26 protein-coding genes are annotated in these 23,286 nt (G+C 54.3%); 9 read left to right on the forward strand and 17 right to left on the reverse strand.

All coding sequences use genetic code 11. The features are described 5' to 3' along the window. Positions 1–77 precede the first annotated feature (77 nt). The gene (locus tag V6575_RS20045) at positions 78–860 is read left to right on the forward strand and encodes an alpha/beta hydrolase (protein WP_340276889.1); all 783 of its coding nucleotides are present in this window, start codon (positions 78–80) and stop codon (positions 858–860) included. A gap of 30 nt (positions 861–890) precedes the next feature. Here the strand turns inward: V6575_RS20045 and V6575_RS20050 are convergent, their stop codons facing one another. Next, positions 891–1,532, reverse strand: coding sequence for a DNA-3-methyladenine glycosylase family protein (locus tag V6575_RS20050; protein WP_340276891.1), 642 nt, complete (start codon positions 1,530–1,532; stop codon positions 891–893). Between the two features lie 98 nt (positions 1,533–1,630). On the opposite strand from V6575_RS20050, the gene gluQRS reads away from it, so the two are divergent. Then, positions 1,631–2,539, forward strand: a complete 909-nt coding sequence (gene gluQRS / locus V6575_RS20055) for a tRNA glutamyl-Q(34) synthetase GluQRS (protein ID WP_340276893.1) — start codon at positions 1,631–1,633, stop codon at positions 2,537–2,539. A gap of 393 nt (positions 2,540–2,932) precedes the next feature. Here the strand turns inward: gluQRS and V6575_RS20060 are convergent, their stop codons facing one another. After that, the gene (locus tag V6575_RS20060) at positions 2,933–3,904 is read right to left on the reverse strand and encodes an AEC family transporter (RefSeq protein ID WP_340276895.1); all 972 of its coding nucleotides are present in this window, start codon (positions 3,902–3,904) and stop codon (positions 2,933–2,935) included. A 247-nt stretch (positions 3,905–4,151) separates the two neighbouring features. Here V6575_RS20060 and V6575_RS20065 point away from each other — a divergent pair, with 247 nt between their 5' ends. Then, positions 4,152–5,273: a hybrid sensor histidine kinase/response regulator gene (locus V6575_RS20065; protein WP_340276897.1), complete on the forward strand. Its 1,122-nt coding sequence runs from the start codon at positions 4,152–4,154 to the stop codon at positions 5,271–5,273. 21 nt (positions 5,274–5,294) lie between these two features. Here the strand turns inward: V6575_RS20065 and V6575_RS20070 are convergent, their stop codons facing one another. After that, positions 5,295–5,933, reverse strand: coding sequence for a 2-hydroxychromene-2-carboxylate isomerase (locus V6575_RS20070; RefSeq protein WP_340276900.1), 639 nt, complete (start codon positions 5,931–5,933; stop codon positions 5,295–5,297). Positions 5,934–6,093: 160 nt separating this feature from the next. Here V6575_RS20070 and V6575_RS20075 point away from each other — a divergent pair, with 160 nt between their 5' ends. Continuing rightward, positions 6,094–6,876 carry a phosphatase PAP2 family protein gene (locus V6575_RS20075; protein ID WP_340276901.1) on the forward strand — a complete coding sequence of 261 codons (783 nt, stop codon included), beginning with the start codon at positions 6,094–6,096 and terminating at the stop codon, positions 6,874–6,876. An 18-nt stretch (positions 6,877–6,894) separates the two neighbouring features. Here the strand turns inward: V6575_RS20075 and V6575_RS20080 are convergent, their stop codons facing one another. The 3 genes from V6575_RS20080 to V6575_RS20090 form a co-directional block, all read right to left on the reverse strand. Next, positions 6,895–7,347: a baeRF12 domain-containing protein gene (locus V6575_RS20080; protein ID WP_340276903.1), complete on the reverse strand. Its 453-nt coding sequence runs from the start codon at positions 7,345–7,347 to the stop codon at positions 6,895–6,897. Between the two features lie 125 nt (positions 7,348–7,472). After that, positions 7,473–7,763 (reverse strand): hypothetical protein, encoded by a 291-nt coding sequence (locus V6575_RS20085; RefSeq protein WP_340276905.1) that lies wholly within the window; start codon positions 7,761–7,763, stop codon positions 7,473–7,475. Between the two features lie 53 nt (positions 7,764–7,816). Beyond that, positions 7,817–8,281, reverse strand: coding sequence for a low molecular weight protein-tyrosine-phosphatase (locus V6575_RS20090; protein WP_340276907.1), 465 nt, complete (start codon positions 8,279–8,281; stop codon positions 7,817–7,819). A 108-nt stretch (positions 8,282–8,389) separates the two neighbouring features. Between V6575_RS20090 and V6575_RS20095 the strand changes: the two genes are divergently transcribed. Then, positions 8,390–8,689, forward strand: coding sequence for a 4a-hydroxytetrahydrobiopterin dehydratase (locus V6575_RS20095; protein WP_340276908.1), 300 nt, complete (start codon positions 8,390–8,392; stop codon positions 8,687–8,689). Positions 8,690–8,703: 14 nt separating this feature from the next. Here V6575_RS20095 and V6575_RS20100 read toward each other — a convergent pair whose 3' ends face one another. Beyond that, positions 8,704–8,931: a sulfurtransferase TusA family protein gene (locus V6575_RS20100; protein WP_340276909.1), complete on the reverse strand. Its 228-nt coding sequence runs from the start codon at positions 8,929–8,931 to the stop codon at positions 8,704–8,706. Between the two features lie 96 nt (positions 8,932–9,027). Here V6575_RS20100 and V6575_RS20105 point away from each other — a divergent pair, with 96 nt between their 5' ends. From V6575_RS20105 to V6575_RS20120, 4 genes are all read left to right on the forward strand, one after another. Then, on the forward strand, positions 9,028–9,579 hold the full coding sequence (locus tag V6575_RS20105) for a DUF924 family protein (protein WP_340276911.1): 552 nt from the start codon (positions 9,028–9,030) through the stop codon (positions 9,577–9,579). Between the two features lie 455 nt (positions 9,580–10,034). Then, a complete protein-coding gene (locus tag V6575_RS20110) occupies positions 10,035–10,373 on the forward strand; it encodes a P-II family nitrogen regulator (RefSeq protein WP_340276913.1) in 339 nt (112 codons plus the stop codon). Between the two features lie 20 nt (positions 10,374–10,393). Then, complete coding sequence (locus V6575_RS20115; protein ID WP_340276915.1) at positions 10,394–11,710, forward strand: ammonium transporter; 1,317 nt, start codon at positions 10,394–10,396, stop codon at positions 11,708–11,710. A gap of 284 nt (positions 11,711–11,994) precedes the next feature. After that, positions 11,995–13,215: an ammonium transporter gene (locus V6575_RS20120; protein ID WP_340276918.1), complete on the forward strand. Its 1,221-nt coding sequence runs from the start codon at positions 11,995–11,997 to the stop codon at positions 13,213–13,215. A gap of 90 nt (positions 13,216–13,305) precedes the next feature. Here V6575_RS20120 and V6575_RS20125 read toward each other — a convergent pair whose 3' ends face one another. The 10 genes from V6575_RS20125 to V6575_RS20170 all read right to left on the reverse strand — a co-directional run bounded on the left by V6575_RS20125 (position 13,306) and on the right by V6575_RS20170 (position 22,817). Further along, complete coding sequence (locus tag V6575_RS20125) at positions 13,306–13,974, reverse strand: HAD family hydrolase (RefSeq protein WP_340276921.1); 669 nt, start codon at positions 13,972–13,974, stop codon at positions 13,306–13,308. A 9-nt stretch (positions 13,975–13,983) separates the two neighbouring features. After that, positions 13,984–14,802 carry an ABC transporter permease subunit gene (locus V6575_RS20130; protein WP_340276923.1) on the reverse strand — a complete coding sequence of 273 codons (819 nt, stop codon included), beginning with the start codon at positions 14,800–14,802 and terminating at the stop codon, positions 13,984–13,986. A gap of 127 nt (positions 14,803–14,929) precedes the next feature. Continuing rightward, positions 14,930–15,817, reverse strand: coding sequence for a cation diffusion facilitator family transporter (locus V6575_RS20135; protein ID WP_340276926.1), 888 nt, complete (start codon positions 15,815–15,817; stop codon positions 14,930–14,932). Between the two features lie 111 nt (positions 15,818–15,928). Further along, positions 15,929–16,720 carry a DUF1223 domain-containing protein gene (locus tag V6575_RS20140; protein WP_340276928.1) on the reverse strand — a complete coding sequence of 264 codons (792 nt, stop codon included), beginning with the start codon at positions 16,718–16,720 and terminating at the stop codon, positions 15,929–15,931. Positions 16,721–16,836: 116 nt separating this feature from the next. Further along, on the reverse strand, positions 16,837–17,448 hold the full coding sequence (locus V6575_RS20145; RefSeq protein ID WP_340276930.1) for a DsbE family thiol:disulfide interchange protein: 612 nt from the start codon (positions 17,446–17,448) through the stop codon (positions 16,837–16,839). After that, positions 17,441–17,641 (reverse strand): heme exporter protein CcmD, encoded by a 201-nt coding sequence (gene ccmD, locus V6575_RS20150; RefSeq protein WP_340276931.1) that lies wholly within the window; start codon positions 17,639–17,641, stop codon positions 17,441–17,443. Before ccmD ends, V6575_RS20145 begins: the two co-directional genes overlap by 8 nt. A gap of 5 nt (positions 17,642–17,646) precedes the next feature. Further along, positions 17,647–18,414 carry a heme ABC transporter permease gene (locus tag V6575_RS20155; protein WP_340276932.1) on the reverse strand — a complete coding sequence of 256 codons (768 nt, stop codon included), beginning with the start codon at positions 18,412–18,414 and terminating at the stop codon, positions 17,647–17,649. Between the two features lie 71 nt (positions 18,415–18,485). After that, complete coding sequence (gene ccmB / locus V6575_RS20160) at positions 18,486–19,157, reverse strand: heme exporter protein CcmB (protein ID WP_340276933.1); 672 nt, start codon at positions 19,155–19,157, stop codon at positions 18,486–18,488. Next, positions 19,154–19,828: a heme ABC exporter ATP-binding protein CcmA gene (ccmA, locus tag V6575_RS20165; protein ID WP_340276944.1), complete on the reverse strand. Its 675-nt coding sequence runs from the start codon at positions 19,826–19,828 to the stop codon at positions 19,154–19,156. The genes ccmB and ccmA overlap by 4 nt, the downstream gene beginning before the upstream one ends. 196 nt (positions 19,829–20,024) lie before the next feature. Next, complete coding sequence (locus tag V6575_RS20170; protein ID WP_340276934.1) at positions 20,025–22,817, reverse strand: bifunctional aconitate hydratase 2/2-methylisocitrate dehydratase; 2,793 nt, start codon at positions 22,815–22,817, stop codon at positions 20,025–20,027. Between the last annotated feature and the right edge of the window lie 469 nt (positions 22,818–23,286).

The following is a 23,286-nucleotide window of genomic DNA, read 5'->3' on the forward strand; positions in this document are numbered from 1 at the left end:
GTTGTTGCTGCTTCTATTTGCCGACCGCCTGTGCCAAATGAAACACTGCGAGCGACCAAATTTATCAGAGCCATAATATGACTGACACAGATCTGCAATTCATCATGACAGGGAAAAGCACTGAGGAACGGCAAATCGCGGTTCGACACTCTGTCGGGGACGAAAGCGACAGTGGTAAAGTCGGCCTCTTCTGGCTTTCGGGTTTCAAGTCAGACATGAGCGGCACCAAAGCTGTCGCCCTTGCAGAGTATGCTGCATCTGAAAATTTGCGGTGTACCAGATTTGATTATTCGGGGCATGGGCTGTCGTCCGGTGCTTTTGAGGACGGGTGTGTGTCCGACTGGCTGGAGCAGGCGCTGGCTGTATTTGACCGGTTTTGCAGCGGAGCAACTGTTGTGGTCGGATCGTCCATGGGGGGGTGGCTTGCCATGTTGCTGGCTTTGGCCCGCAGGGACAGCAAGTCTCTAAAAGGCATGGTTCTGATCGCACCAGCTGCTGATTTCACAGAAGAGCTTATGTGGAAACAGCGTTTTTCCGATGATATTCGCGAAACTATCCTTCGGGATGGGCGTTGGGAGCAGCCCTCGGAGTATTCAGCTGATCCTTATGTCATCACGAAAAAACTGATTGAAGATGGCCGCAAGCATTTGATCCTGGACAAGCTGCTGGTGTCCGGTTGCCCGGTGACGATCCTGCAAGGGGCGCAGGATCAGGATGTTCCCTGGCAACATGCTCAGCGACTGGCGGAAGCGCTGCCTGACGATGATGTGACGTTCTCGCTGGTGCCTGATGGGGATCATCGTTTGTCGCGACAGCAAGACATTGACCTGATGCTTCGCTCGGTGAAGGCACTGCTTTAGCGACGTGACGCAGAGAAAATAGGAAATGCTCTACAGGGGCAATATTTCCCGTTTCTGCTTCTGGGCCTTGTACCAGGCCCAGAAAAGCCGGGCTGCAATTCCGCGCCAGGGTGACCAGGCCTGAGCGCTTGCGTCGAGGCCTTTCACGGATGGCTTTTCATTCAGCCCATAGGCATCGCGAACGGCAACCCTGATGGCCAGATCGCCGCTTGGAAAAACGTCAGGGTGTCCGGCGCAGAAAAGCAGGAAGATATCCGCTGACCATCGACCAATGCCTTTGATTTCGCAAAGCCTTGAATGGGCCTCGTTCGCCGGTTTCTCTGCGAGATCACTCAGATTCAGTCCAGCCTCGCAAGCATGGCAGATTGCCCGGAGCGTTTGGAGTTTTGCTCTGGAAAAGCCCACGCTCGAGAGATCTTCATCGCGGAACGTCGAGAAATTCTCCACTGTGAGGGGATTAACACAGTCTTCAAGCCGTTTAAAAATCGCAGCCGCGCTTGCCACTGACACCAGCTGGCCCGCAACAATGTTGGCAAGACTGGCAAAATCGGCCTGCCGACGGCGAAGTGGCAGAGGGCCGGCTGCTTTGGCGAAAGGCTCAAGCGTGGGGTCGAGTTCGAGCAGTGAGGCCAAGCCGCTTTCGACATCTGTCAATGTGTTGATGGGTTTCAAGTCGGCTCGCCGGATTGGAGTTTGTCATGGAGCTGGAAGCTGATACCACATGTTCCAGTAGATTTACGGATCTAAATACATTCAACTCTCGAGCTCAAATGCAAACTCCTGTCTTTCGTTTTGCTCCATCGCCCAATGGGCATCTTCATCTTGGCCACGCCTTTTCTGCGATGTTGAATTTTCGAGCAGCGAAGGCTCTGGATGGGCGATTTCTGGTCCGAATCGAGGATATCGACAAGGCGCGCTGCTCGCCTCAACTCGAAGCAGACATGCTGGAGGATCTGGAGTGGCTAGGACTTTCCTGGGAGACGCCCGTTTTCCGTCAGTCAGAGCATTTTGAGACCTATGCATCGGCGCTTCGTAGCTTGGAAAAGCGCGGGTTGATCTATCGCGCCTATTTGACCCGAGGTGAAATCAAACGCTTCGTGGCGACTTATGAAGCGAGCGGGGAAAAATGGCCACGAGACCCTGATGGTGCGCCTCTGTATCCAGGCGATGATGCTGTGCTCAGCCCAGAAGAGGAGAATGCGCGGAAGGACAGCGATGCTGCCTATGCGCTGCGCTTGAACATGGGTTTGGCTCTTCAGGAGGTCGGGTCGAATTTGAGCTGGTGGGAAGGCCCGTCTGAGTGGTTCGATGGTGCCGAAACGGCAGACAGTTGGTATCAGGGTCAACGGGTGCTGGCAGAGCCTGCGGACTGGGGAGATGTCATTTTGGCGCGCAAGGACGTTCCGACCAGTTATCATCTGTCGGTCGTTCTCGACGATGCCCGGCAAGATGTGAGCGATGTGTTGCGCGGCCGGGATCTCTATCACGCAACGTCCGTGCACCGTCTCTTGCAGAGCCTTTTGAGGTTGCCCGAGCCGCGTTATCGGCACCATCGACTTGTGCTGGGTGAAGATGGGAGGAAACTGTCAAAATCGCGTTCAGATGCAAGCCTGAGAGAGCTTGATGCCGAAGGCGTTTCCTCTGAAGACTTGTTCCGAGGTTTAGCTTTATCAAAGTAAATCATATGTATTTCAGAATATAAATATATTTATGAATTATAGGCATAAATACCAAGTAGAAAAAATCAGGCCAATCTTGTCTTTTTGTATACTTATACTGACCTGTAAATTTGGCTGAATTTGTTTTGCGTAATGGAGGTTGAGAATGTTTGAGAACATGCAAATCGTGCTTGGGTCTGCCTGTGCGCTTTTGATGATTTCTACTTGCAGTCTGTCCATTTTGAACTCTCTTTCCCGTCAAAGAGCTGCCTGCAAGAAAAACGAGGCAAGGCATAATGACAGGAGGCATTTTCCTTACTGAGAATGCGGATGATCGCCTCAATTGGCACGTTTTTCTTACTGCCGTCCTAGTTGAATAGCTTCACAGACCGCAGGCTGACTGTCTGCGAAAATTCATAACCCGGCAGATTGCCAATAGGTCAGAATGGCGACCCAGATGCCGCTGGTCAGCACTGCGGCTAATGTGGTCAGGGTGATTGAGTTTGCCGACATTGCGTGGCCGGTCCCGTATCTGTTTGCGAAAATATAGGCATTGATGCCGGTCGGGCAGGCGGCTGTCACGGTCGCCACTGCAGTCCATAGGGGTGGCAGGTGGAACAGATAGGCCCCAGCCAGAAAAACAATCGTCGGCATGATGGCGATCTTCAGGCAACTCAACTGGAGTCCTGGCAGGATGTTGCCGCGAATTCCGTAAATCACCATGCTCATGCCCAGTGACAGAAGGGCGACGGGCAAGGCCGTGGCTGCTATCCGGTCCAAAACATTCTGCAAGATGCCGGAGACCGGGAGGCTGAAGCTCCGCCAAATCAAGGCGCATGCAATCGCGATAATGATTGGATTGGTCGCAAGGTTTCTGCCAATCTTGAGGACCATCTCGCCGATTGGCGGTGGTGTGCTGATCCCGTCAACGGCAGCTGCGCGTTCCATGAGAATTGATATGACCACCGTCATGACCGGCATGTGAACAGAAATGATGATCAGAAGCGGAACCAGCCCATCTTCGCCGTAGATTGATGAAACCAGTGGCAGTCCAACCATGACCGTGTTGGCAAAGGCTGCTGAAATGCCTCCGACAACGCCCGCGCGCGCATCCCTGCCAAATCCTTTTCGAATGATCAGGTTGGCAAGCCCCCAGGTTACAGCCACACCTATAAAATAGGAAATCCAGAGGCCCCATGGACTTTCATCACCGAGCTCAAGGACTGCAAGCGTTCTGAAAATCAGCACGGGTATCGCAATCACATAGACATATTGCCCAAGAGCTTCCCCGACCGCTTGAGACAGAAGGCCGGTTCTTGCGACGCCATACCCCAGACCGATCAGGATAAAGACGGGAACGACGATGGCCAGAATTTCGTATGACATTCGGTACTCGTTTGCAGGCGAACTTCAGGTTTTCGAACCTGGAATCTGGCAGGATGCCGAGGCGCGCGCGTAGACAAAGGCCCAGAGACGATAGGGTCGTGACAAGTGCCAACCGAAAGAAGGTTCTCTTTGGGCGAGGATTGGCAAGTTGAAATTTTCTGGAAGGCCCATTCCTAAAATGACCTGCAAAGGAAAAACTGGCAAGTGGCGTTTGCCGTTTCACTGCAAAGCAGACTAGATTTCGAAGATGGCGAATAATCCTAACAAAAACGATGAGATGGCGCTGCTGGCGCATGATTTACGCACGCCGCTGTCGGCTATGCGGTTGACCGCTGAGTTGATCGGCACGGAAGCCTTGTCGGAGCAACAGTCAGAACGTCTGCAGCTCCTGATCCGCTCAATTGATGCCTTGAGCGAGACAGCAGGTGCCTTGATTCAGGTTTCTGGCAACAGCAGTTTTTGGCTGAACCTTCATGAGGTCGTCAGTGATACGGCCGATCTGTTTCGCGTTGCGGCGGACGTCAAGGGGTTGGCGCTAGTCGTGGATCTGCCGCCGATTGAGGCCAGTCTCGGACTTGCGCAGGCGGGAGCATTGCGCCGGGTTGTCACTGCATTGCTGGACAATGCGGTCAAATACACTGACGCCGGCCAGATTTCCATTTTGCTGAAACAGGTTCCAGGGTCGAGACTCACGCCTGTGATGGTGCGCCTTTGTATTGCTGATACGGGGCCTGGAATCGATCCGGCAGAACGCCGCCGCCTGTTCAAACCGTATGTTCGCGGGCGCGTTGGCGAGGCCCGTGGTGCCGGATCCGGTTTGGGGCTTTGGGGGGCATCACAGCTGGTGTCGGAACTGGGCGGAAAACTGCGTTTGGTCAGCCCAAAGTCCGGAGGGTGTCGATTCGAAATTGAACTGCCGATTGATCAGGCAGCCGAAGCCGAAGCGGAAGTGTTGAAAGCAGATCCTGAAAGCGTTCCTAATGGGGAAGCGCATGTTCTTATCGTTGACGACAATGGCACCAACCGGCGGCTTTTGTCTGCGCTGCTGGAGTCTTTCTCAATCACTTGTGATCAAGCTCCTGGCGGCCCTGAAGCGCTGAAAATGATGGCTGATACAATTTATGATGCGGTTCTTCTTGATCTCCATATGCCGGTCATGGACGGGTTGGAGACTGCAGAAAAGATACGGGCGCTTGGAAATGGCAGTGATGTCCCCCTGATAGCGGTGACGGCTGCTTTGGAAACCGTAGGTGATGACCAATTGCAGAAAGCCGGTTTTGTTGAGGCTTTGGCCAAACCTTTGTCACCAGCGCGCCTGTTCGAGGCAATGGAACATGCGCGGCAGTTTCATCTGGCTCGGAGATCGTAGGCTTGATTTTGGGTTTTTGATTTAGTCGGTCAGCAGGAGCGCGCAGTTCAAAGCCTCTTCCATACGGTCGTGGCCCCAAAACAATTCGCCGCTTGACGTCACAAAGCTTGGCGCGCCGAAAATGCCTTGCGTTTCTGCTTCTGACACGGCCGCGCGCAGTCCGATCTTGATGTCCATGCTTTCGGCTTTTGCAAGTGTTGCTTTGGCATCAGCGCCTGCTTCCATCAGCATGCCTGCGAGTAATGCAGGATCTGAAATGTCCAGTCCGCCGCCAAATTCAGCATAAAAGACAGCGCGAACGAAGGCTCCGATCCAGGGCTCATGTCGTCCGACGTGCGCCAAACGGGCCGCGAACAAACTGTTCTGCGGAAATGGGTCAGGCTGCACCAAAGGAAGCCCCAGAACTTCGCATTGGCGCTCCATATCGCGCCACATGTAACGGCCTTTTGCCGGGATGATATTGAAGGGCGATGTTTCCAGCCCTTGCTTGCGGAATATTGGGCCGAGCAGGAAGGGGTGCCAAACAACATTCACGGACCTGTCGCGGGCCACAGTCTCAATCCGCATTGCAGAGAGATAGCTGTAGGTCGATGCGAAATCGAACCAGAAATGCAGCTCAGGTTTCAGATTTTGAGATGCTGATCCCATCATTGTGTCCATTTCGATTTCAGTCGACGATTTGATACTTGAAGGCTGCAGGAACTTATTGGTTCTAAATCCAAGAATGGGTTAAACACCGCCTATGAGCATACGCAAGGCATTTTGCCAGATACTTCCGGATCATTCCCGCACGGTGGTGAATTGGTCATGGGCGAACCCAATGACTGCGGTCGCAATTTACTTGCTGGCCGTGTCCTGTTTTTTTCTGATTTTCCCAAGTGTAGATCTTTGGGCCAGCGGGCTCTTCTACGTCGATGACGGTGGTTTTTTTGCGCGCAATGAACCGTTTTTGAGGCGGTTTCGTCATCTTGGCCCGCACATCGTAAAAATCATCGCAATTACTTGCGTTTTTGTGTTGCTGGCAAAACTCTTGGTGCCCGGTCGACGTCCGCTCATGCCGCTTCGAAAGCCGATCTTTCTTCTGACGACCTTGATCCTTGGTCCGGGCGTTCTGGTCAACTTGATCCTCAAGAACAACTGGGGCCGTCCGCGCCCGGTCATGGTCGACCTATTTGGCGGCGACATGCCATATCAGCCGGTCTGGCTGCCGACAAATTGGTGCGATACCAACTGTTCCTTCGTGTCTGGGGAGGCATCTGCAAGTATGTGGCTGATTGCGGCGGTCTTCGTGGCCCCTGTTGCCTGGCGCCGGCCAATGCTGGCTTTCCTGTTGCCGCTTGGCTTCTTGCTGTCCCTGAACCGAATAGCCTTTGGGGGGCACTTCCTGTCTGATACGCTGATCTCCTGGGGCTTGACCCTTCTGGTGATCCTTGCCGTCTATCGTTTCCTGTTCGTTTTGACCCCGCGCTGGGCGGGAGACAGAAATCTGGATGAATGGTTCACCCGAAAGGGACGTCTTTTGGAAGTTGTTCTCCAGAAAAACGGCGCACGGGCCAATGCCCAATTGCGCCGTTTTTTCGTGATGTTCACGGGCCGAGAATAGGCCGCCTGCGTTTTGTGATTATGCCTTCTGGGTCAAGATACGCTCGATCTCGAGCGGGGGGTGGCCTGTCAGGGTCTTGTGAACCTCGGCAACAACACGGTCTTTGACTTCTTTGTGAAAGGCTTTTCTGAGATCTCCAAGGATCATGGGTGGTGCTGCGACGACCAGCTTGTCAAATCGACCCTTGTGAGCCGCTTTATAAAGCATGTCGGCCATGCCCTTGGCAAAACGGTGCTTTTCCATCGTATGCCAGTCCGTCGGCTCCATGGCGCTTTTCTGATGTCCGGGTCCTGAATTGTTCCGGCCTGGGGCATCTGTACCCTGATCTGACGTTTTCGGATTTTCGATTTCCAAATGGCGGATCACCTGCAGGTTTGGGAAAACATCGTCACCCTCATTATTGAAGATGAGGGCTTTCTCGCCGTCACCAACCAAAACCCATGTATTGTGATCTATTTTTACGCCTGTCATGACGAGACTCCATTTTGTTTGCCTTGTCGAAGCAGGCGCTTTCAGTTGCGCCTGCCTTTTTTGATGTGGCTATTCAATTGGAGTGTTCAAGAGAAGTCCGGCTGCGACGTAATGGCCTACCGGCTTCATCTGCTGCTGATTTTTCTCGAAGAATTGGGCAGGTTCCGGGGCCGGGTTCGCTTCAGGATCCGGGATAAGCGCAAAGGGGAGCGGTCTTCAAGCCAGACGAAGATGTGGTTGAGGGCCGGTCCGCGCCGCCTGCGGTTGCGAAGGTTGCGTGCGGCTTGCCGGCTGGTGCTGATGATGAGAATAGACCCCAGAGCCAGCAACGGGACGCCGGTCGGTATGGGCAGCCAGATTGTTGCCAGGCCGAGTGCAATCAGCACTGCGGCGACTGTCCACCAAAGCAGTTTCATCGGCCATTCAAGCTCCTATCGCTTCTTCCGAATATGGAGTCTTCAAGACAGCCTTATGAAGGGTCGCTGGCAATCAGCTCTTTTAGTAATTTTTCGCTGCCGCCTTTCAGCATTTGATAGATCGTTTCAAAGCCTTTATCGCCGCCGTAGTAAGGATCGGGCACATCGGTATCCGGGTCTGTAAGGAACAGGCGCAAGGCCGCTCTGGAGCGGGATGGTGCGTGCGCCTGAAGATCTGACAAATTGTCCTGATCCATGGCGAAGATGTAGTCGAAATTCCCGAAATCTTCGAGCCGGACTTGTCGGGCGCGTTGGCCTGAAATGTCGATGTTGTGGCGTAGAGCGACGTCCATGGACCTTGGATCAGGCAGGGAACCCACATGCCAGGCACCAGTTCCTGCCGAATCAATCGTGATTTGATTTGCGCGTCCGGTCTGGTCGAGAGCGTGGCGGAAAACACCTTCGGCCAACGGTGACCGGCAGATGTTGCCAAGGCAGACAAAGAGGATTGAGGTCATGTCTGGTGAGGCTCCATCTTGTACAAGGGCTGTTTTCGCATGCTAGGCACACTATCTGATAATCAGACAAGGGTGCAGCAGTGACTTGAGAAATGACGAGGTGTGAAGATGGCAAAACGGCTTGAGCAGATCGAGATTCAGTCCCGGTTGACCCAAATGACGGGCTGGGTGCTTGGTGAGGGTGAACGGGAAGTCATCTCGCGGCGTTATCAGTTCAAAAACTTCAACGAGGCGTTTGGCTTCATGACACGGGTGGCTCTGATGGCGGAGAAGATGAACCATCATCCGGAATGGAGCAATGTCTACCGCACGGTTGATGTGACCCTCACCACCCATGATGCTGGCGGATTGACAGAACTTGATTTCAAGCTGGCAACGGCCATGGATGCTTATTCCAAGGCAAGCTGATGTGGCCTGCGGCTTCAGGCCTTGACGATGGTAAACCTGCCGGACTCGCCGTCTTTTTCGGACGCCTCCAGGGTATGGCCGTCCTCATTGCAAAAATGCGGGATATCCAGAAAGGCCATCGGATCTGTCGTCAGAACCACGATGCGGTGGCCGCTTTCCACCCGGCTCAGAGCTTTGCGGGTCTTGAGCACGGGAAGTGGGCACTTCAAGCCCTTGAGGTCTAGGATCGTGTCTTCACTCACTGCGATAACTCTTGGCGATCTTGGTTTCGATTTGCGTTACCATGTCCCATATCATCTTTATTGTCTTAAATATCCCGGATTTTACTGGAGAAAATCATGACCGAAGTTTCCGTTTCCCCCATCGATGTTCTGGATTTCTGGTGGAAGGCAGGCGGAGCGAAGTGGTTCAGTCGATCAGACGATTTTGATGCGGATATCCGAAGCCGTTTTCTGAAGGCTATCGAAGCGGCCAAGGCAGGTGATCTGGGCGGATGGAGCGACACACCTCACGGCTGTCTGGCGCTGATCATTCTTCTTGATCAGTTTACCCGCAATGTTTTTCGAAACGACCCAAGAGCCTTTGAGGCGGATGGAAAAGCTTTGGCTTTGGCTAAAATCGCGCTGGAGCGCGGATATGACCGGGCTTTTCCAAAGGAAGTCCGGGTGTTCTTCTATTTGCCGTTTGAACATGCTGAAAACATGGATGAACAACAAACCAGCGTTGATATCACCCGCAAGCTCGGGGACCAGAATTTTTACCTCTATGCCTTGACCCACATGGATGTGATCCGACGCTTTGGCCGGTTTCCGCATCGCAATGCCGTGCTTGGCAGAACCTCGACCCCCGAAGAGGCTGCGTTTCTTGCGGATGGCGGGTTTTCAGCTTGATGCTGACAGCCGATCGATCCTAAAGAATCCTTAAAAGCGTTTGAAAACGGTTATTTACCCGGCGAGTGCTCGCCGGGTGAGCATTTTTCTTGCTGTTTTTTTGACCGCTCCTTCTGCGCCTTGATTTAAATGCAAATAAAATGAGCAAAATTGAATTTTTGAGTAACAATTGATCATTTTCTAAAGTTTTACACTATGTTGATTTTGCGTTTCGTGCTTGCGTCTTGATAGCTCTGGCTCTGAAATTGGCTGGATACTGCCATTTCTCTACATCTTTTTCCGAGTTGGCACGGTCCTTGATTATAAAGGCCCGACACCGACCCGACTTTGTCTGTGCTCAGGCCCTTTTTGGAGGCTGTGACGCAGGATGAAACGGAGCCCTGGGGGGTACCAGCGGGCGGTCGGCCAGCCTCTTCACGGTGAAGAGGCGCTAGGAAGAGGAATGGGAACGAGCAATGAAAATTGTGATGGCCATTATCAAGCCGTTCAAACTCGACGAAGTGCGTGACGCACTTACGGCGATCGGCATCCAGGGCCTGACTGTAACTGAGGTCAAGGGATACGGCCGACAGAAAGGTCATACCGAAATCTATCGCGGCACTGAATATGCCGTCAGCTTCCTTCCGAAGCTGAAGATCGAAGTGGCAGTCGCCAGCGAGTCCGTCGACAAGGTCGTGGAAGTTATTTCCGCAGGCGCCAAGACCGGTCAGATCGGCGATGGCAAGATTTTCGTTTATTCGATCGATCAAGTCGTTCGTATCCGCACCGGCGAAACAGACGCCGAAGCTCTTTGATTGTATTGAGGGTCAGTACTATGAACAAACTCGTCGCAAAAAGCGCGGCTATGCTTGGTGCCCTCGGCCTGATGGTCGCGCCGGCACTGGCACAGGACGCGGCTCCTGCTGTTTCGCCTGAAACGCAGTATATCTTCAACACACTGTTGTTCCTTATCGGTGGCTTCCTTGTTATGTGGATGGCCGCTGGCTTTGCCATGCTGGAAGCTGGTTTGGTGCGTTCCAAGAACGTTTCAATGCAGTGCCTGAAGAACATCACCCTTTACTCCATCGCTGGTCTGATGTTCTGGATCACCGGTTACAACCTGATGTACACCGGCGTGGACGGCGGTTTCATGGGCTCCTTCGGTCCATATGCGTTCGATGCAGTTGGTGCCGACGCACTCGATACAGGCTACTCGACAGCCTCCGACTGGTTCTTCCAGATGGTGTTCTGTGCAACCACAGCCTCGATCGTTTCCGGCACTCTGGCCGAGCGCATCAAGCTTTGGCCTTTCCTGATCTTCACGATCGTCCTGACTGGTTTCATCTATCCAATCACCGGTTCCTGGGAATGGGGTGCTGGCTGGCTCGACGGCATGGGCTTCTCTGACTTTGCCGGTTCCACGTTGGTTCACTCTGTTGGTGGCTGGGCGGCTCTGTCCGGTGCGATCATCCTGGGTGCCCGTAAAGGCAAATACGGTCCAAACGGCCAGGTCACACCGTTCCCGGGCTCTTCCATGCCGCTTGCAACACTGGGTACATTCATCCTGTGGCTCGGCTGGTTCGGCTTTAACGGTGCGTCTCAGCTCGCAATGGGCACCATCGGCGACGTTACCGACGTGTCCCGGATCTTTGCAAACACCAACATGGCCGCTGCTGCCGGTGTTGTTGTTGCGGTGATCCTGACACAGGTCATGTACAAGAAGGTCGATGTGACGATGGCCCTGAACGGCGCGCTTGCCGGTCTGGTTTCGATCACAGCTGAGCCATTGGCTCCAAGTGTTCTTCAGTCGGTCATCATTGGTGGCGTGGGCGGGGCAATCGTTGTCTTCGCGGTTCCAATGCTCGATAAGCTGAAAATCGATGACGTCGTTGGCGCCATTCCAGTTCACTTGCTTGCCGGTATCTGGGGCACGCTGATCGTACCATTCTCCAACACTGAAGTTGCCTACTCCGTGCAGCTGATTGGTATTGTCGCGATTGGTGCCTTCACGTTCATCGTGAGCTCGATTGTCTGGGTTATCCTGAAATCAACCATTGGCATCCGGGTCACCGAAGAAGAAGAAGCTCTGGGTCTCGACAAGGTCGAGGTTGGTGTCGAGGCCTATCCTGAGTTCGGCATTGGCGGGCGGTAATACCCACCACTCCTAAAAGGCAATCTCTCAATGGGGTTGCAGCACAAGCCCGGGATTCTGCCCCGGGCTTTTTGCTTTGTGGCTTCTGCCTATAAATTTATCGTTTGCCTAATAATTGCGACCGTTAATTGAGCAATTTTCTGGTGTGATGCATTGATCAATTCCTCCAGAAGCCATGATTTCGGGCGAAAAAAGTCTTTTTGCCTAGTTGGCATGCAGTTTGAGTGCGTGTGGCCCTAAAAGACGCTCCGTTTGTGAGCAGTCTGCATAAATGGGAGCCAAATATGTCTGATAATTCTGTTGGCGGAGATGTGTTCTTCGTTCTGGTGGGAGCCATTCTGGTTTTTGCCATGCATGGCGGCTTTGCCTTCCTTGAGGTTGGGACAGTCCGGCAGAAAAATCAGGTCAACGCTCTGGTGAAGATCCTGGTCGACTTTGCGATTTCGACCGTTGTCTACTTCTTTGTCGGCTACACCTTCGCCTATGGCACGACGTTCTTTGTCAACGCGGCCACGCTGTCCGGTGGCGGGGCAGGCTTTGAGCTTCAGGGCCTGACCCTGGTGAAATTCTTCTTCCTGACCACGTTCGCAGCCGCGATTCCGGCGATCATATCTGGCGGAATTGCCGAGCGGATGAAGTTCCTGCCCCAGTGTATGGCAACCGTCGCTCTGGTCGGCATCGCCTATCCATTGTTTGAGGGCATCGTCTGGAATGGCAATTTTGGTATTCAGGCTTGGTTGGAAGCGACATTTGGCTCTGGCTTTCATGATTTTGCCGGGTCGGTTGTCGTTCATGCGGTCGGTGGCTGGATCGCTCTTGCAGCGGTTCTGCTTCTGGGCGCGCGCCGTGGCCGCTATGATCGAAATGGCAAGCCGGTTGGTATTCCGCCCTCGTCCCTGCCATGGTTGGCCATGGGGTCCTGGATGCTCTGCGTCGGCTGGTTCGGTTTTAACGTGATGACAGCCGGGTCTTTGGGCGCTGCATCCGGCCTTGTCGCGATCAATTCTTTGATGGCGATGGTGGGCGGAATCCTGACAGCGCTTATTGCGGGACGCAATGACCCGGGATTCGTTCACAATGGTGCGCTTGCTGGCCTTGTCGCTGTGTGTGCAGGGTCAGACATCATGCATCCGATGGGCAGCCTGGTGGTTGGCGGAGTTGCCGGGGTCGTGTTCGTCAAGGGTTTCGAGATCTGCCAGAACAAGCTGAAAGTTGATGATGTGCTTGGCGTGTGGCCGCTGCACGGTATCTGTGGCGCCTGGGGCGGGATCGCTGCGGGGATCTTCGGGCTGGAAGCCTTCTGGGGCCTTGGCGGCGTGTCGTTCATGTCCCAGCTCATCGGAACGGTTGCAGGCGCCGTCTATGCGCTGGTTGCAGGATTTATTGTCTACGGTGCTTTGAAAGTGCTCATGGGGCTGCGGCTGTCGCCAGAAGATGAGCACATCGGTGCCGATTTGGCGATCCACAAAATCAGTGCCAATCCCGAGCATGATCTGGGCCGATGAGCCTGACAATGATCTCAAACACGGAAACGCCTGGAGCTCGCTTCCGGCGTCTCCCGTGACTTGCTCCTGTCGGCAACAATAAGCCTGCCTTTAAATCCGCGCGGCCATGTCGTCGAACGATAAGATGACATCATGGGCGCCAGCGTCTCTCAAACGGTCTGCAAGCCCTTCATCTGCATGGCCTGCGCCTACGAAGCCCCAGACTGTCATGCCTGCGGCAAGACCTGCCTTCACGCCGTTGATGCTGTCTTCCAGGACGAGGCAGTCTGATGGGGCCTGCCCGATCTTTTCAGCGGCCATCAGAAAGAGATCTGGTGCCGGTTTGCCGTTGTCGACCTGATCACCTGAATAGACATGCTGGTGGAAATGATCTGTCAGTCCGGTGATCTGCAACTTGCGCTTCAAGCCCTTCATGCCTGAGGACGAAGCTACCGCGCGCGGTCCCTTGTGAAGATCGAGGAGGCGATGGATATCTGCGACTGGTGTAAGTTCGGTTTCCATACGCCGGTACATCTCCGCGGTCATTCGATCCTTAAAGTCATCGGGAAACGGGCCGTTGTTCAGCGCTGCATGATCGGCCTTTATTGCCGCCATGAAATCGCGGCCATGAAGCCCGGTAAACCGGCTGCGATAGGCAATCGGTTCATAGGTCAGGCCGATTTCGCCAAGATATTCCATCTCCACAGCATGGTAGATGATCTCCGAATTGATCAGAACGCCGTCGCAATCGAAGATGATGGGAGTTTGGTTCAGTGACATGGAAAACCTTTAGTGACTGCCGTCGAAGAGACCTTTGACGAACTGGCGCTGGAAGATCACAAGCAGCAGTGCTGGCGGCAAGACGGCTAGACAGGCGAGCATCATGCCGTTCAAGCTGGTGCGGCCGAAGAACTGCAGGCCTCGAACGATGGTGTAGCGGGCCTCGTCGGAGGTTACCATGACGGGCCAAAGATACTGGTTCCAGCCATTGACGAAGGTGACCAGAAACAGGGCGCCAGCCATGGGCAGTGACAGCGGCATCAGGATATCCATGAAGAATTTCACCGGTCCTGCACCATCGAGCCTTGCAGACTCCAGCAAGGAATCCGGTACATTTTGCAAGAATTGGCGGAAGAAGAAGGTTCCGATACCGGACGCGGCAAGCGGCAGGATCAGGCCTGCTTGCGTGTTGACCAGGCCGAGGTCTGAGATCACGTCGAAGGTTGGCAGAAAACGTGATTCCAGCGGCAACATCAAGGACATCAGCAGCAGCCAGAAAATCAATCCGGCAAAGCGCATGCGAAAATAAACCAGGGCGTAGGCTGCTAGCAGAGACAGTGAGACTTTCGTGATGGCGAAGCCTGCGCCCAGCAGAAACGAATTCCAAAGCATGCCGATGGCAGTGATGTCGCCTCGAAACCCGCCGCCAGACTTCAAAAGCCAAGTGTAGTTGGTCAAGGCCTGATCGCCGAGGGAGAAAGTCAGCCCGACGTCACGCAGCGTATCAGCATCATGTGTGGTTGTCAGGAAAACAGCCAGCAAGGGGCCGCACATTGCCAGCGTTCCGGCGATGAGTATGGCGTGGTCGGTGAATGTTTGTCTGCGCATGTTTACAAGGATCCATCTGCCGGGCGTGGCAGAAACGGTCGGATTTAAAACCTTATGCCTAAATCGAACTCGATGACAATTTAAAGGCTGGTGGGCATAAAGCCATTCATAACTCTGAAACTGAACCCTAAAGCACCACAATACCTGAGTGTTTGGCTTTGTGGTCCGGCTCCACATGGATGGTGACGTGGGCGCCGGGGATGGAATTGCCGATTGCCTGTTCGATCCGGTCGCAGATGTCGTGGGCCGTATTGACCGTCATGTCGGCGGGAACGACGAGATGAAAATCGATGAATGTCACTCGGCCTGCGATCCGGGAGCGTAGGTCATGGGCTTCCAGCGCGCCATTGCCATGGTTTGAGATCAGCTGGCGGATCTGGTCCTGAACGTCTTCAGACGCGGCTTCATCCATCAGGCCGGAAATGCTTTCCTTGACGATTTGCCAGCCGGTCCACAAAACGTTGAGCCCGACAACGGCTGCCAGAATTGAATCCAGCCTGTTCCAGCCGGTGAGGACGACCAGGCCAACGCCGAGAAGAACCCCAATGGATGTGATGACATCGGTCAGAAGATGTTTGCCGTCCGCCACAAGCACGGGCGACCTGGAAGACTTGCCAACACGCAGAAGCACATAGGCCCAGGTGCCATTGATGATGGCTGCAAAGGCATTGATGCCCAACCCGAGCGGAGAATAGATGATGCTCTGATCACTCAGATAGCCGCGCCATGCCGCCTGAAAAATCGAGACCGCGGCCAGTGCGATCATCACGCCGACCAGCACGGCAGCAAAATATTCTGCCTTGTCATGACCATAGGGGTGGTTGGAATCTGCGGGTTTGGAGGCAAACCATATGGCAATCAGCGCTGCAATGGAGGAGGCAACATTGACGACGGTTTCCAGAGCATCTGAGTAAAGCGCAACGGATCCGGTGAGCCGGTAGGCCGCATATTTCAGGGCAAGAACAACAAGGCCAACCCCAATGCTACCGATGGCGACTTTTAATCTGAGGTTCATCCCGAAGGCTTCCCTTGCACCGTGCGTTGATTTTAGCGCTTTGCGGTGGCAATGGGTAGCAGTTTTGAAGGAGAGGGCAACCCTTGATAACGAGCGATACACAATCAGAAATTAATTTGTGTTCGCCGAAATCTTATTTTTCTGAGAGGTGTCTATCAAGCCAGCGCCAATGATTGTGCCGGGGCCGTCGCTGTCTTCGAGCTGGACAAGTATTATGCAGCCTTCTGCTCCCGCCCGGATCAGTTCGCTCTTGGGCATCCGAAATGTTTCAGCTGCCCCGGACCACATGCCAATCGGTTGCAAGGATTTTACGACATTGACATAGGTGATTGTTCGGCCTGCATTCTCGCCGCGCCCGACCTCTATTTTCTGTCGGTTTTTGATATTGGCGAAATAGATTGTCGCCATTTTTGCCTTGGCGGGCAGGGTGCCCGTGACGGTCGCCTCTATCCCCATATCGTTTTGGACCAAAGCAACATTTGCCGTGAATTTGTTGGCATTTTTAATTGCTTTGAAGACAGCATCTCTGTCGCTGCCGACAACGTGTTCCAGTCCGTTGATCACGATTTGCGGCGTATAGACGGAGCGGTCGCCCCGGTGGATGGCATAGGCTCGCTGGCGGGCGGAATTGGCAGGATCTGCGAGCGTGTCTTTCCAGCCCAGGTAATCCCAGTAATCAACCGGCAGTGACAGGGCGAGGACATGGCCCTGATCGGCGATTTCGCCAAGCAGCTTGTCTGCGGGCGGGCAGGATGAACAGCCTTGACTGGTGAAGAGCTCGGCAACGGCAACAGGTTTGGCCTGTGCGCCCTCGGTTATGCTGAACATGGCTATGAGGCATGTGACGGCGGCAAAAAGCGACCCGCACCGGGTGCTGCGCGAGCCCATCTTAATATTGCCCATGGGGGCGATCCTTGTTGTTTCTTCCTTGAGTGAAAGTAGGTGTAGGTGAGGTAAAGAGCCAGTCACGAGCCAGTGAGCCTCTGTTCATTGGCAGTCAGGGCTGCTGAATTACCACCCTAGGTGTTGGGAGACTTCAGGATTTTTTCCAGCTCTGGCAGGAATGTGGATCGATAGCTTTCGGGGGACAGCGGCCCGATGAATTTATAGCGGATGATGCCGGATTGATCGACGATGAAGGTTTCCGGCACACCATAAACGCCCCAGTCGATGGCGACCCGTCCGTTGTCATCTGAGCCGACACGGTCATATGGGTTGCCCAGTTTGCCAAGAAACCGTCGGGCGTTTTCCGGCTTGTCCTTGTAGTTGATCCCGATCATCTGAAACCCGCCCCGAGAGGCAAGGTCTTCCAAAAGCGGGTGCTCTTGGCGACAGGGTACACACCAGGATGCAAAGACGTTGACGACGGAGACTTTGCCCAGCAGGTCTGACCGGGAAAACCCGGGCACCGCAACATTGTTGTTCTTGAGATCAGGTACACCCGCGAGCGTGTCTTCCGGGATCGGCTTTCCGATCAGGGCCGAGGGGATCGTGCTGGGGTCGGTGCCGAGGGTCAGTTGAAACAGGAACAGTCCTGCTAGGGCTGCAAACAGAATGAGCGGCAACAGCACCAGCACGGGGAGCCTGCGTTTTGGCGCGCTGGCGGGGTGGGGTTCTTTGGTCTCAGTCATTGAGGGCCTGACCTGAAGCCTCTGGCTTTTGCTCTGCTGAGCGGTTTCTTGAAACGCCTCGCGCGGCAAGCTCTTTCAAGGTCGCCTCAAGTTTCGCCCGGTCCATGCGAACCCAGAGGATCAGTCCCAGAACAACAGCAAAGCAGATGGCGTAGGAGGAGATGATGAAGTCGGAGTGCGGTCCAAGGTCCATGGAGTTTACTCCGCCGGTTGGATGGTTGAGCTGGGGCGGGCCGGGCGCGCTGTCGACGCTGCGCGCAGGCGTAAAGACCTGACGCGGCGGCGCAAAATTTCGTTTTGCATGGCCATCAGATGCAAGGTGAAGAACAGCAGTGTGAAGGCGGCCGCCATGACCAGAAGCGGTATCAGGATATCCGGGTGGATCGTCGGGCCGTCCATGCGAACGACACTGGCAGGCTGATGCAGCGTGTTCCACCAGTCGACTGAAAATTTGACTATCGGCAGGTTCAGCGTGCCTACGAGCGTCAAAATTGCCGCGGCTTTCCCAGCCTTGATCGGATCTTCCATGGTGCGCCACAAGACCATCAGGCCGAGATACATGATGAACAGAATGAGCACAGACGTCAGCCTGGCATCCCACACCCAATAGGTGCCCCACATGGGTTTGCCCCAAAGGGAGCCTGTCACTAGCGCTATAAATGTGAAAGCAGCTCCGATAGGTGCTGCGCATTTGGCCGAGACATCCGCCAGGGGGTGCTTCCAGACCAGCGTTCCAAGAGACGATAGCGCCATGACCGAATAACACATCATGGCAAGCCAGGCGGCTGGAACGTGAATGAACATGATCCGCACGGTGTTGCCCTGCTGGTAGTCTTCAGGAGCCCTGAAGAAGCTCATGTAAAGACCAACCGCAAAGGTAATCGCACAGAGACCGACAAGCCAGGGCAGAGCCAGCTGCACCAGTTTCATGAAACGCGTCGGATTTGCAAAGTTCAAGATACCCATGGAACTGTTCTAATCTGAAGTTCGGCCTGCTTCAATGTACAAGACTGTCACAGTCTGCAGATTGCGACTTATCAATTAGACGAAAACCGCAAGGCTGCAGCCGACGCGATAGGGCCAATGACCCCTGTAATCAGGGTGAGGGCGCACAGGATCAGGAACGGTGTCAGGAAAGGGACTGGGTCGTGGATGGCGGCATCAGCGGCACTGACGCCGAATATCAGGACTGGAATCGCCAGAGGGATGACCAGAACGGCCAGCAGAAGACCGCCTCTTCGCAACGTGACCGTGAGCGAAGCGCCGATGGCGCCAATCAAAGTTAGCGCAGGCGTGCCGACCAAAAGAGTAAGTGTCACAGCGCCCATTGCGTTTGGCTCCAAGTTCAGGAAAATCGCCAGAACAGGAGCGGATGCAACCAGTGGCAGGCCGGTCGCGACCCAATGAGCGAAGCATTTGATCAGAACCACCAGCTCCAGCGGACGACCCGCCATCAGTATGAGATCCAGCGATCCATCATCCCTGTCTGCCTGAAACAGCCGGTCAAGTCCGAGAAGCGTCGCCAGCAAGGCGCCAATCCACAGGATGGCAGGACCAATTCTGGCAAGGAGGTGCAGATCCGGGCCAACGCCGAAGGGGATGACGCTAACGACTGCGAGAAAAAACAACACGCCGACGAAAGCCCCGCCGCCTACACGCACGGCAAGGCGTAATTCGCGTTGAAACAGGGGGATTGCCCAGCCGGTCATTGCATGTCCCCGAAGCTGTCATCAAACGTCATAGCGTCATCTGCTGCCAGAGTTTCAAGATGCAGCACATGCAAAGGCGACAGACCAAGCCGGGTGTGCGTCGCTGTGATGATCATGCCGCCGTCAGACAGATGGTCGTTCATCAGGCCGATCAACTGGGCCTCTGCGGCTGTATCAAGGGCCGAGGTTGGCTCGTCCATAAGCCAGATTGGCCGAGGCGAGACAAACAGGCGCGCCAGTGCAAGCCTTCGGGTCTGGCCTGCGGACAGATAGGCTGCGGGCAAATCTGCGGTATGGCCAATGCCCAGAAGCTCCAGAATATCGTTAAGGCCATAAGCTGGCGCTGCAAAGGGTGCCGCTCGGGCTGGTGCTGTGAAATCTCGCCAGAAGGAGAGGTTTTCCAGAACACTCAGGGCTGGCTTAATCGCGCTTTGATGGCCGAAATAGTGGGTGTGCTCAGGAACCGTCAGATCCGCCTGGCCGCCATCAAGTGTGATTTTTCCCTCAACCTGAACGACAAGACCTGCCAAGGTTCTGAGCAGGGAAGATTTGCCGACACCATTGGCACCCGTGACTACAAGCGCGTTGCCGCTTTCAAGCGAAAACGACAGCCCGGCAAACACCCGTCTGCCGCCGCGATCAACGGTCAGATTGTCGGCAATGAGTTTCAGCGGATATCTCCCGGTGTATCACAGCAGTCTGCCTTGTTAGAGCGGAGAGTGGTCCAATGGCAAGTATGAGATCATCCGGATGTGCAGAACAGAACGCAATCGAGCATGCTGCGCTTAGTTTCAGTCTTGCAGCATGCTCGAAGGTTTTTCCGGTGATTCCGGTTTGAAAACCGGAATCACCTTTTGGGGTGCGCTCTTAAAAGTGAGCTGACCGTGTGGCTGTTGGCTTTTGGAGTGGTGGAGCGAACTTGGTCAGGTCGATTCCCTCCACAGCAGCCTTGTACTCTTCCATGTCGGGCGTTCTGCCAAGAATTGCGGACAGGACCACCACTGGAGTTGAGGCCAGCAGGGATTCGCCCTTCTTCTCGGAAGCATCTTCCACGACACGTCCTTTGAACAGACGGGTGGATGTTGCCAGGACAGTGTCGCCTTTTGCCGCCTTTTCCTGATTACCCATGCAAAGGTTACAACCAGGGCGTTCAAGGTAGAGGATGTTTTCGTAGTCGACGCGGGCGGCGTTCTTCGGCGCATTGTCGTCGAACTCAAACCCGGAATACTTCTGGAGAACAGCCCAGTCGCCTTCTTCCTTCAGCTCGTCGATGATGTTGTAGGTTGGTGCTGCGACCACCAATGGCGCCTTGAACTCGACCTTGCCGCTGGCCTTTTCCAGGTTCTTGAGCATTTGAGCGACAATTTTCATGTCGCCCTTGTGCACCATGCAGGATCCGACGAAGCCAAGGTCTACTTTTTTCTCGGCGCCATAGAATGAAATCGGTCTGATTGTGTCGTGGGTATATCGCTTGGACACATCGACATTGTTCACGTCCGGATCTGCGATCATTGGCTCATCGATCTGATCCAGATCGACAACAACTTCCGCAAAATACTTGGCGTTTTCATCCGGGGTCAGAGCTGGTTTCTCACCAGACTTGATCTCAGCAATTCTCTTGTCGGCGATGTTGATCAGCCCCTGGAGAACCCGGGTGTCATTGTCCATCCCCTTGTCGATCATGATCTGGATACGGCTCTTGGCGATCTCAAGAGATTCGATCAGGGTCGCGTCCTCGGAGATACAGATGGATGCCTTTGCCTTCATTTCGGCCGTCCAGTCGGTGAACGTAAAGGCCTGATCGGCAAGCAAAGTTCCGATATGGACCTCAATGATGCGTCCCTGGAAGACGTTGTCGCCAAATTGCTTCAACATCTGAGCCTGTGTGTCATGGACAACGTCGCGGAAATCCATGTGGCTCTTCATGGTGCCCTTGAAGGTCACCTTGACAGATTCAGGGATCGGCATTGTGGCTTCACCCGTAGCCAGTGCAAGGGCAACTGTTCCGGAGTCCGCCCCGAACGCAACGCCCTTGGACATGCGGGTGTGGGAATCGCCGCCAATGATGATGGCCCAATCGTCGACGGTCAGGTCGTTCAGGACCTTGTGGATCACATCCGTCATGGCGTGGTAGTTGCCCTTGGGATCGCGTGCGGTGATCAGGCCAAACTTATTCATGAATTTCATAAGCTTGGGGATGTTGGCCTGCGCCTTCAAATCCCAGACCGATGCTGTGTGACAGCCAGATTGGTAAGCACCATCAACCGTCGGGGAAATGACTGTTGCCGCCATGGACTCCAGTTCCTGAGACGTCATCAAGCCTGTCGTGTCTTGTGATCCGACAATATTGACCTTGACCCGGACATCGGAGCCAGCGTGCAGGACAGTTCCTTCGCTCACGCCGACGGCGTTCTTGTTGAAGATTTTTTCAACAGCGGTGAGGCCTTGGCCCTTATGTGAAATTTCCTTTGAGGGCGCGAAGGCGGACTTCAGCTCTACGCCGAGTGTTTCGCATGCAAGGGTCTGCAGCTTTTTGCCAAAAACGATTGCGTAAGATCCACCAGCCTTGATGAATTCCAGCTTTTGCGGTGTGAAAGAGGACGACACATCCACAAGCTCTTCATCGCCAGCGTCGTTATAGAGCTTCTTGCTCTTTGTGTTGATGGTCAAAACGGTGCCGGTCTCGACAGAGTATTTCTGCTCCAGAACCGGATTGTCGTCATTGTTCAGAATTGGGTTGCCGTCATCATCCAGCTTCTTGACCCAGTTTTTCAGATCAATCCCGATGCCGCCGGTCACACCAACCGTCGTCAGGAAGATCGGAGAGATCCCGTTTGTGCCTGCAACCACCGGGGCAAAGTTGACGAAAGGAACATAGGGGCTTGCCTGCTTTCCGGTCCACAAGGCCACGTTGTTGACGCCGGACATACGAGAGGAGCCAACGCCCATGGTGCCTTTTTCGGCGATCAGCATGACGCGTTTGTCCGGATGCTGTTTCTGCAGCTCCTGGATTTCTGCTTGCGCTTCCTCGGAGATCAGGCATTTGCCGTGCAGTTCACGGTCAGATCTGGAGTGAGCCTGGTTGCCAGGTGACAGCAAGTCAGTGGAGATATCGCCTTCACCGGCGATATAGGTCACGACCTTGATTTCTTCGTCTATGGCAGGGAGCTTTGTGAAAAACTCGGCCTTTGAATAGCTTTCGAGAATGTCTTTGGCGGTCGCATTGCCTGCAGCGTAGGCTTCCTTGAGCCGATCTGTATCGGCCTCATAGAGGAAGAACTGGGTTTTGAGGACGTCAGCGGCGGCCTGTGCAATGGAGGCATCATCTCCCAAGGCCAGATCGAGCAGGACCTTGATTGAAGGTCCGCCTTTCATGTGAGACAGCAATTCATAGGCAAAGGTCGGAGAAATTTCCTCAACGACTGTCGTGCCTAGAATGATCTCTTTCAGGAAGTCTGCCTTTACACCGGCAGCGCTCGTTGTGCCGGGCAAGGTGTTGTAAATGAAGTATTTGAGGGAATCTTCCCGATGCTCGTTCTTGAGATCCTTGATTTGCGAAACCATCTCATTGACGAGTGCGCCGTCTTCAATGGGCTTGGGGTGCAGTCCCTGGGCTTTTCGCGTTTCAATTTCATCGAGGTAGTCTGTGTACAAGCTCATGATGATCCCGGCGTCCTGGTTTTAGATGAAGCTTAAATGCCGGGTCGCAGGCAGGTCTGGCGGGCCGGGATAAGCTAGCTGGCTACTACATAATTCAGTATACAATGGTATGCAATATGTTTTCTGCCTTGAGATTTCTGCTTACTGGCTTTGCTGTACCATCTCGTTGTGTCGTGGTTTCTACTGGGGTGCAGGGTGCGTTGCATACCTCAAAATTCCCTTAAGCTGGGCCTTTTTTCGGCTTTGTAGCGGGTTGGCAATTTGAAGAGCCTAGCCGAAGGTCTATATAGAGGTCGTGAAGCGTCGAATTGCATCTGCGCACTTGAGGTTTAATCAAGCCGTTAAACAGATGCGATTAGATTAGGCGCACTGCCCGTAAGAGGCACCCCAGAGACAGCGGTCCTGCCGCTGCATCAGAGATTTTTAGACCGCGGCCTGCCTTTGCTTCCCCGAAGGCGTGGCTGGAGGT

This window comes from Roseibium algae, from assembly GCF_037783265.1.
Lineage (GTDB): Bacteria > Pseudomonadota > Alphaproteobacteria > Rhizobiales > Stappiaceae > Roseibium > Roseibium algae.

Bases quoted from the DNA above. Each gene is read 5' to 3' on its own strand.
- V6575_RS20120 (WP_340276918.1), top strand. From the start codon at position 11,995: ATGTCTGATAATTCTGTTGGCGGAGATGTGTTCTTCGTTCTGGTGGGA.
- gluQRS (WP_340276893.1), top strand. From the start codon at position 1,631: ATGCAAACTCCTGTCTTTCGTTTTGCTCCATCGCCCAATGGGCATCTT.
- V6575_RS20075 (WP_340276901.1), top strand. From the start codon at position 6,094: ATGACTGCGGTCGCAATTTACTTGCTGGCCGTGTCCTGTTTTTTTCTG.
- V6575_RS20060 (WP_340276895.1), bottom strand. From the start codon at position 3,904: ATGTCATACGAAATTCTGGCCATCGTCGTTCCCGTCTTTATCCTGATC.
- V6575_RS20110 (WP_340276913.1), top strand. From the start codon at position 10,035: ATGAAAATTGTGATGGCCATTATCAAGCCGTTCAAACTCGACGAAGTG.
- ccmB (WP_340276933.1), bottom strand. From the start codon at position 19,157: ATGACCGGCTGGGCAATCCCCCTGTTTCAACGCGAATTACGCCTTGCC.
- V6575_RS20065 (WP_340276897.1), top strand. From the start codon at position 4,152: ATGGCGAATAATCCTAACAAAAACGATGAGATGGCGCTGCTGGCGCAT.
- ccmD (WP_340276931.1), bottom strand. From the start codon at position 17,641: ATGGACCTTGGACCGCACTCCGACTTCATCATCTCCTCCTACGCCATC.
- V6575_RS20155 (WP_340276932.1), bottom strand. From the start codon at position 18,414: ATGGGTATCTTGAACTTTGCAAATCCGACGCGTTTCATGAAACTGGTG.
- V6575_RS20080 (WP_340276903.1), bottom strand. From the start codon at position 7,347: ATGACAGGCGTAAAAATAGATCACAATACATGGGTTTTGGTTGGTGAC.
- V6575_RS20115 (WP_340276915.1), top strand. From the start codon at position 10,394: ATGAACAAACTCGTCGCAAAAAGCGCGGCTATGCTTGGTGCCCTCGGC.
- V6575_RS20135 (WP_340276926.1), bottom strand. From the start codon at position 15,817: ATGAACCTCAGATTAAAAGTCGCCATCGGTAGCATTGGGGTTGGCCTT.
- V6575_RS20170 (WP_340276934.1), bottom strand. From the start codon at position 22,817: ATGAGCTTGTACACAGACTACCTCGATGAAATTGAAACGCGAAAAGCC.
- V6575_RS20095 (WP_340276908.1), top strand. From the start codon at position 8,390: ATGGCAAAACGGCTTGAGCAGATCGAGATTCAGTCCCGGTTGACCCAA.
- V6575_RS20085 (WP_340276905.1), bottom strand. From the start codon at position 7,763: ATGAAACTGCTTTGGTGGACAGTCGCCGCAGTGCTGATTGCACTCGGC.
- V6575_RS20145 (WP_340276930.1), bottom strand. From the start codon at position 17,448: ATGACTGAGACCAAAGAACCCCACCCCGCCAGCGCGCCAAAACGCAGG.
- V6575_RS20090 (WP_340276907.1), bottom strand. From the start codon at position 8,281: ATGACCTCAATCCTCTTTGTCTGCCTTGGCAACATCTGCCGGTCACCG.
- V6575_RS20070 (WP_340276900.1), bottom strand. From the start codon at position 5,933: ATGGACACAATGATGGGATCAGCATCTCAAAATCTGAAACCTGAGCTG.
- V6575_RS20105 (WP_340276911.1), top strand. From the start codon at position 9,028: ATGACCGAAGTTTCCGTTTCCCCCATCGATGTTCTGGATTTCTGGTGG.
- V6575_RS20140 (WP_340276928.1), bottom strand. From the start codon at position 16,720: ATGGGCAATATTAAGATGGGCTCGCGCAGCACCCGGTGCGGGTCGCTT.
- V6575_RS20125 (WP_340276921.1), bottom strand. From the start codon at position 13,974: ATGTCACTGAACCAAACTCCCATCATCTTCGATTGCGACGGCGTTCTG.
- V6575_RS20130 (WP_340276923.1), bottom strand. From the start codon at position 14,802: ATGCGCAGACAAACATTCACCGACCACGCCATACTCATCGCCGGAACG.
- V6575_RS20045 (WP_340276889.1), top strand. From the start codon at position 78: ATGACTGACACAGATCTGCAATTCATCATGACAGGGAAAAGCACTGAG.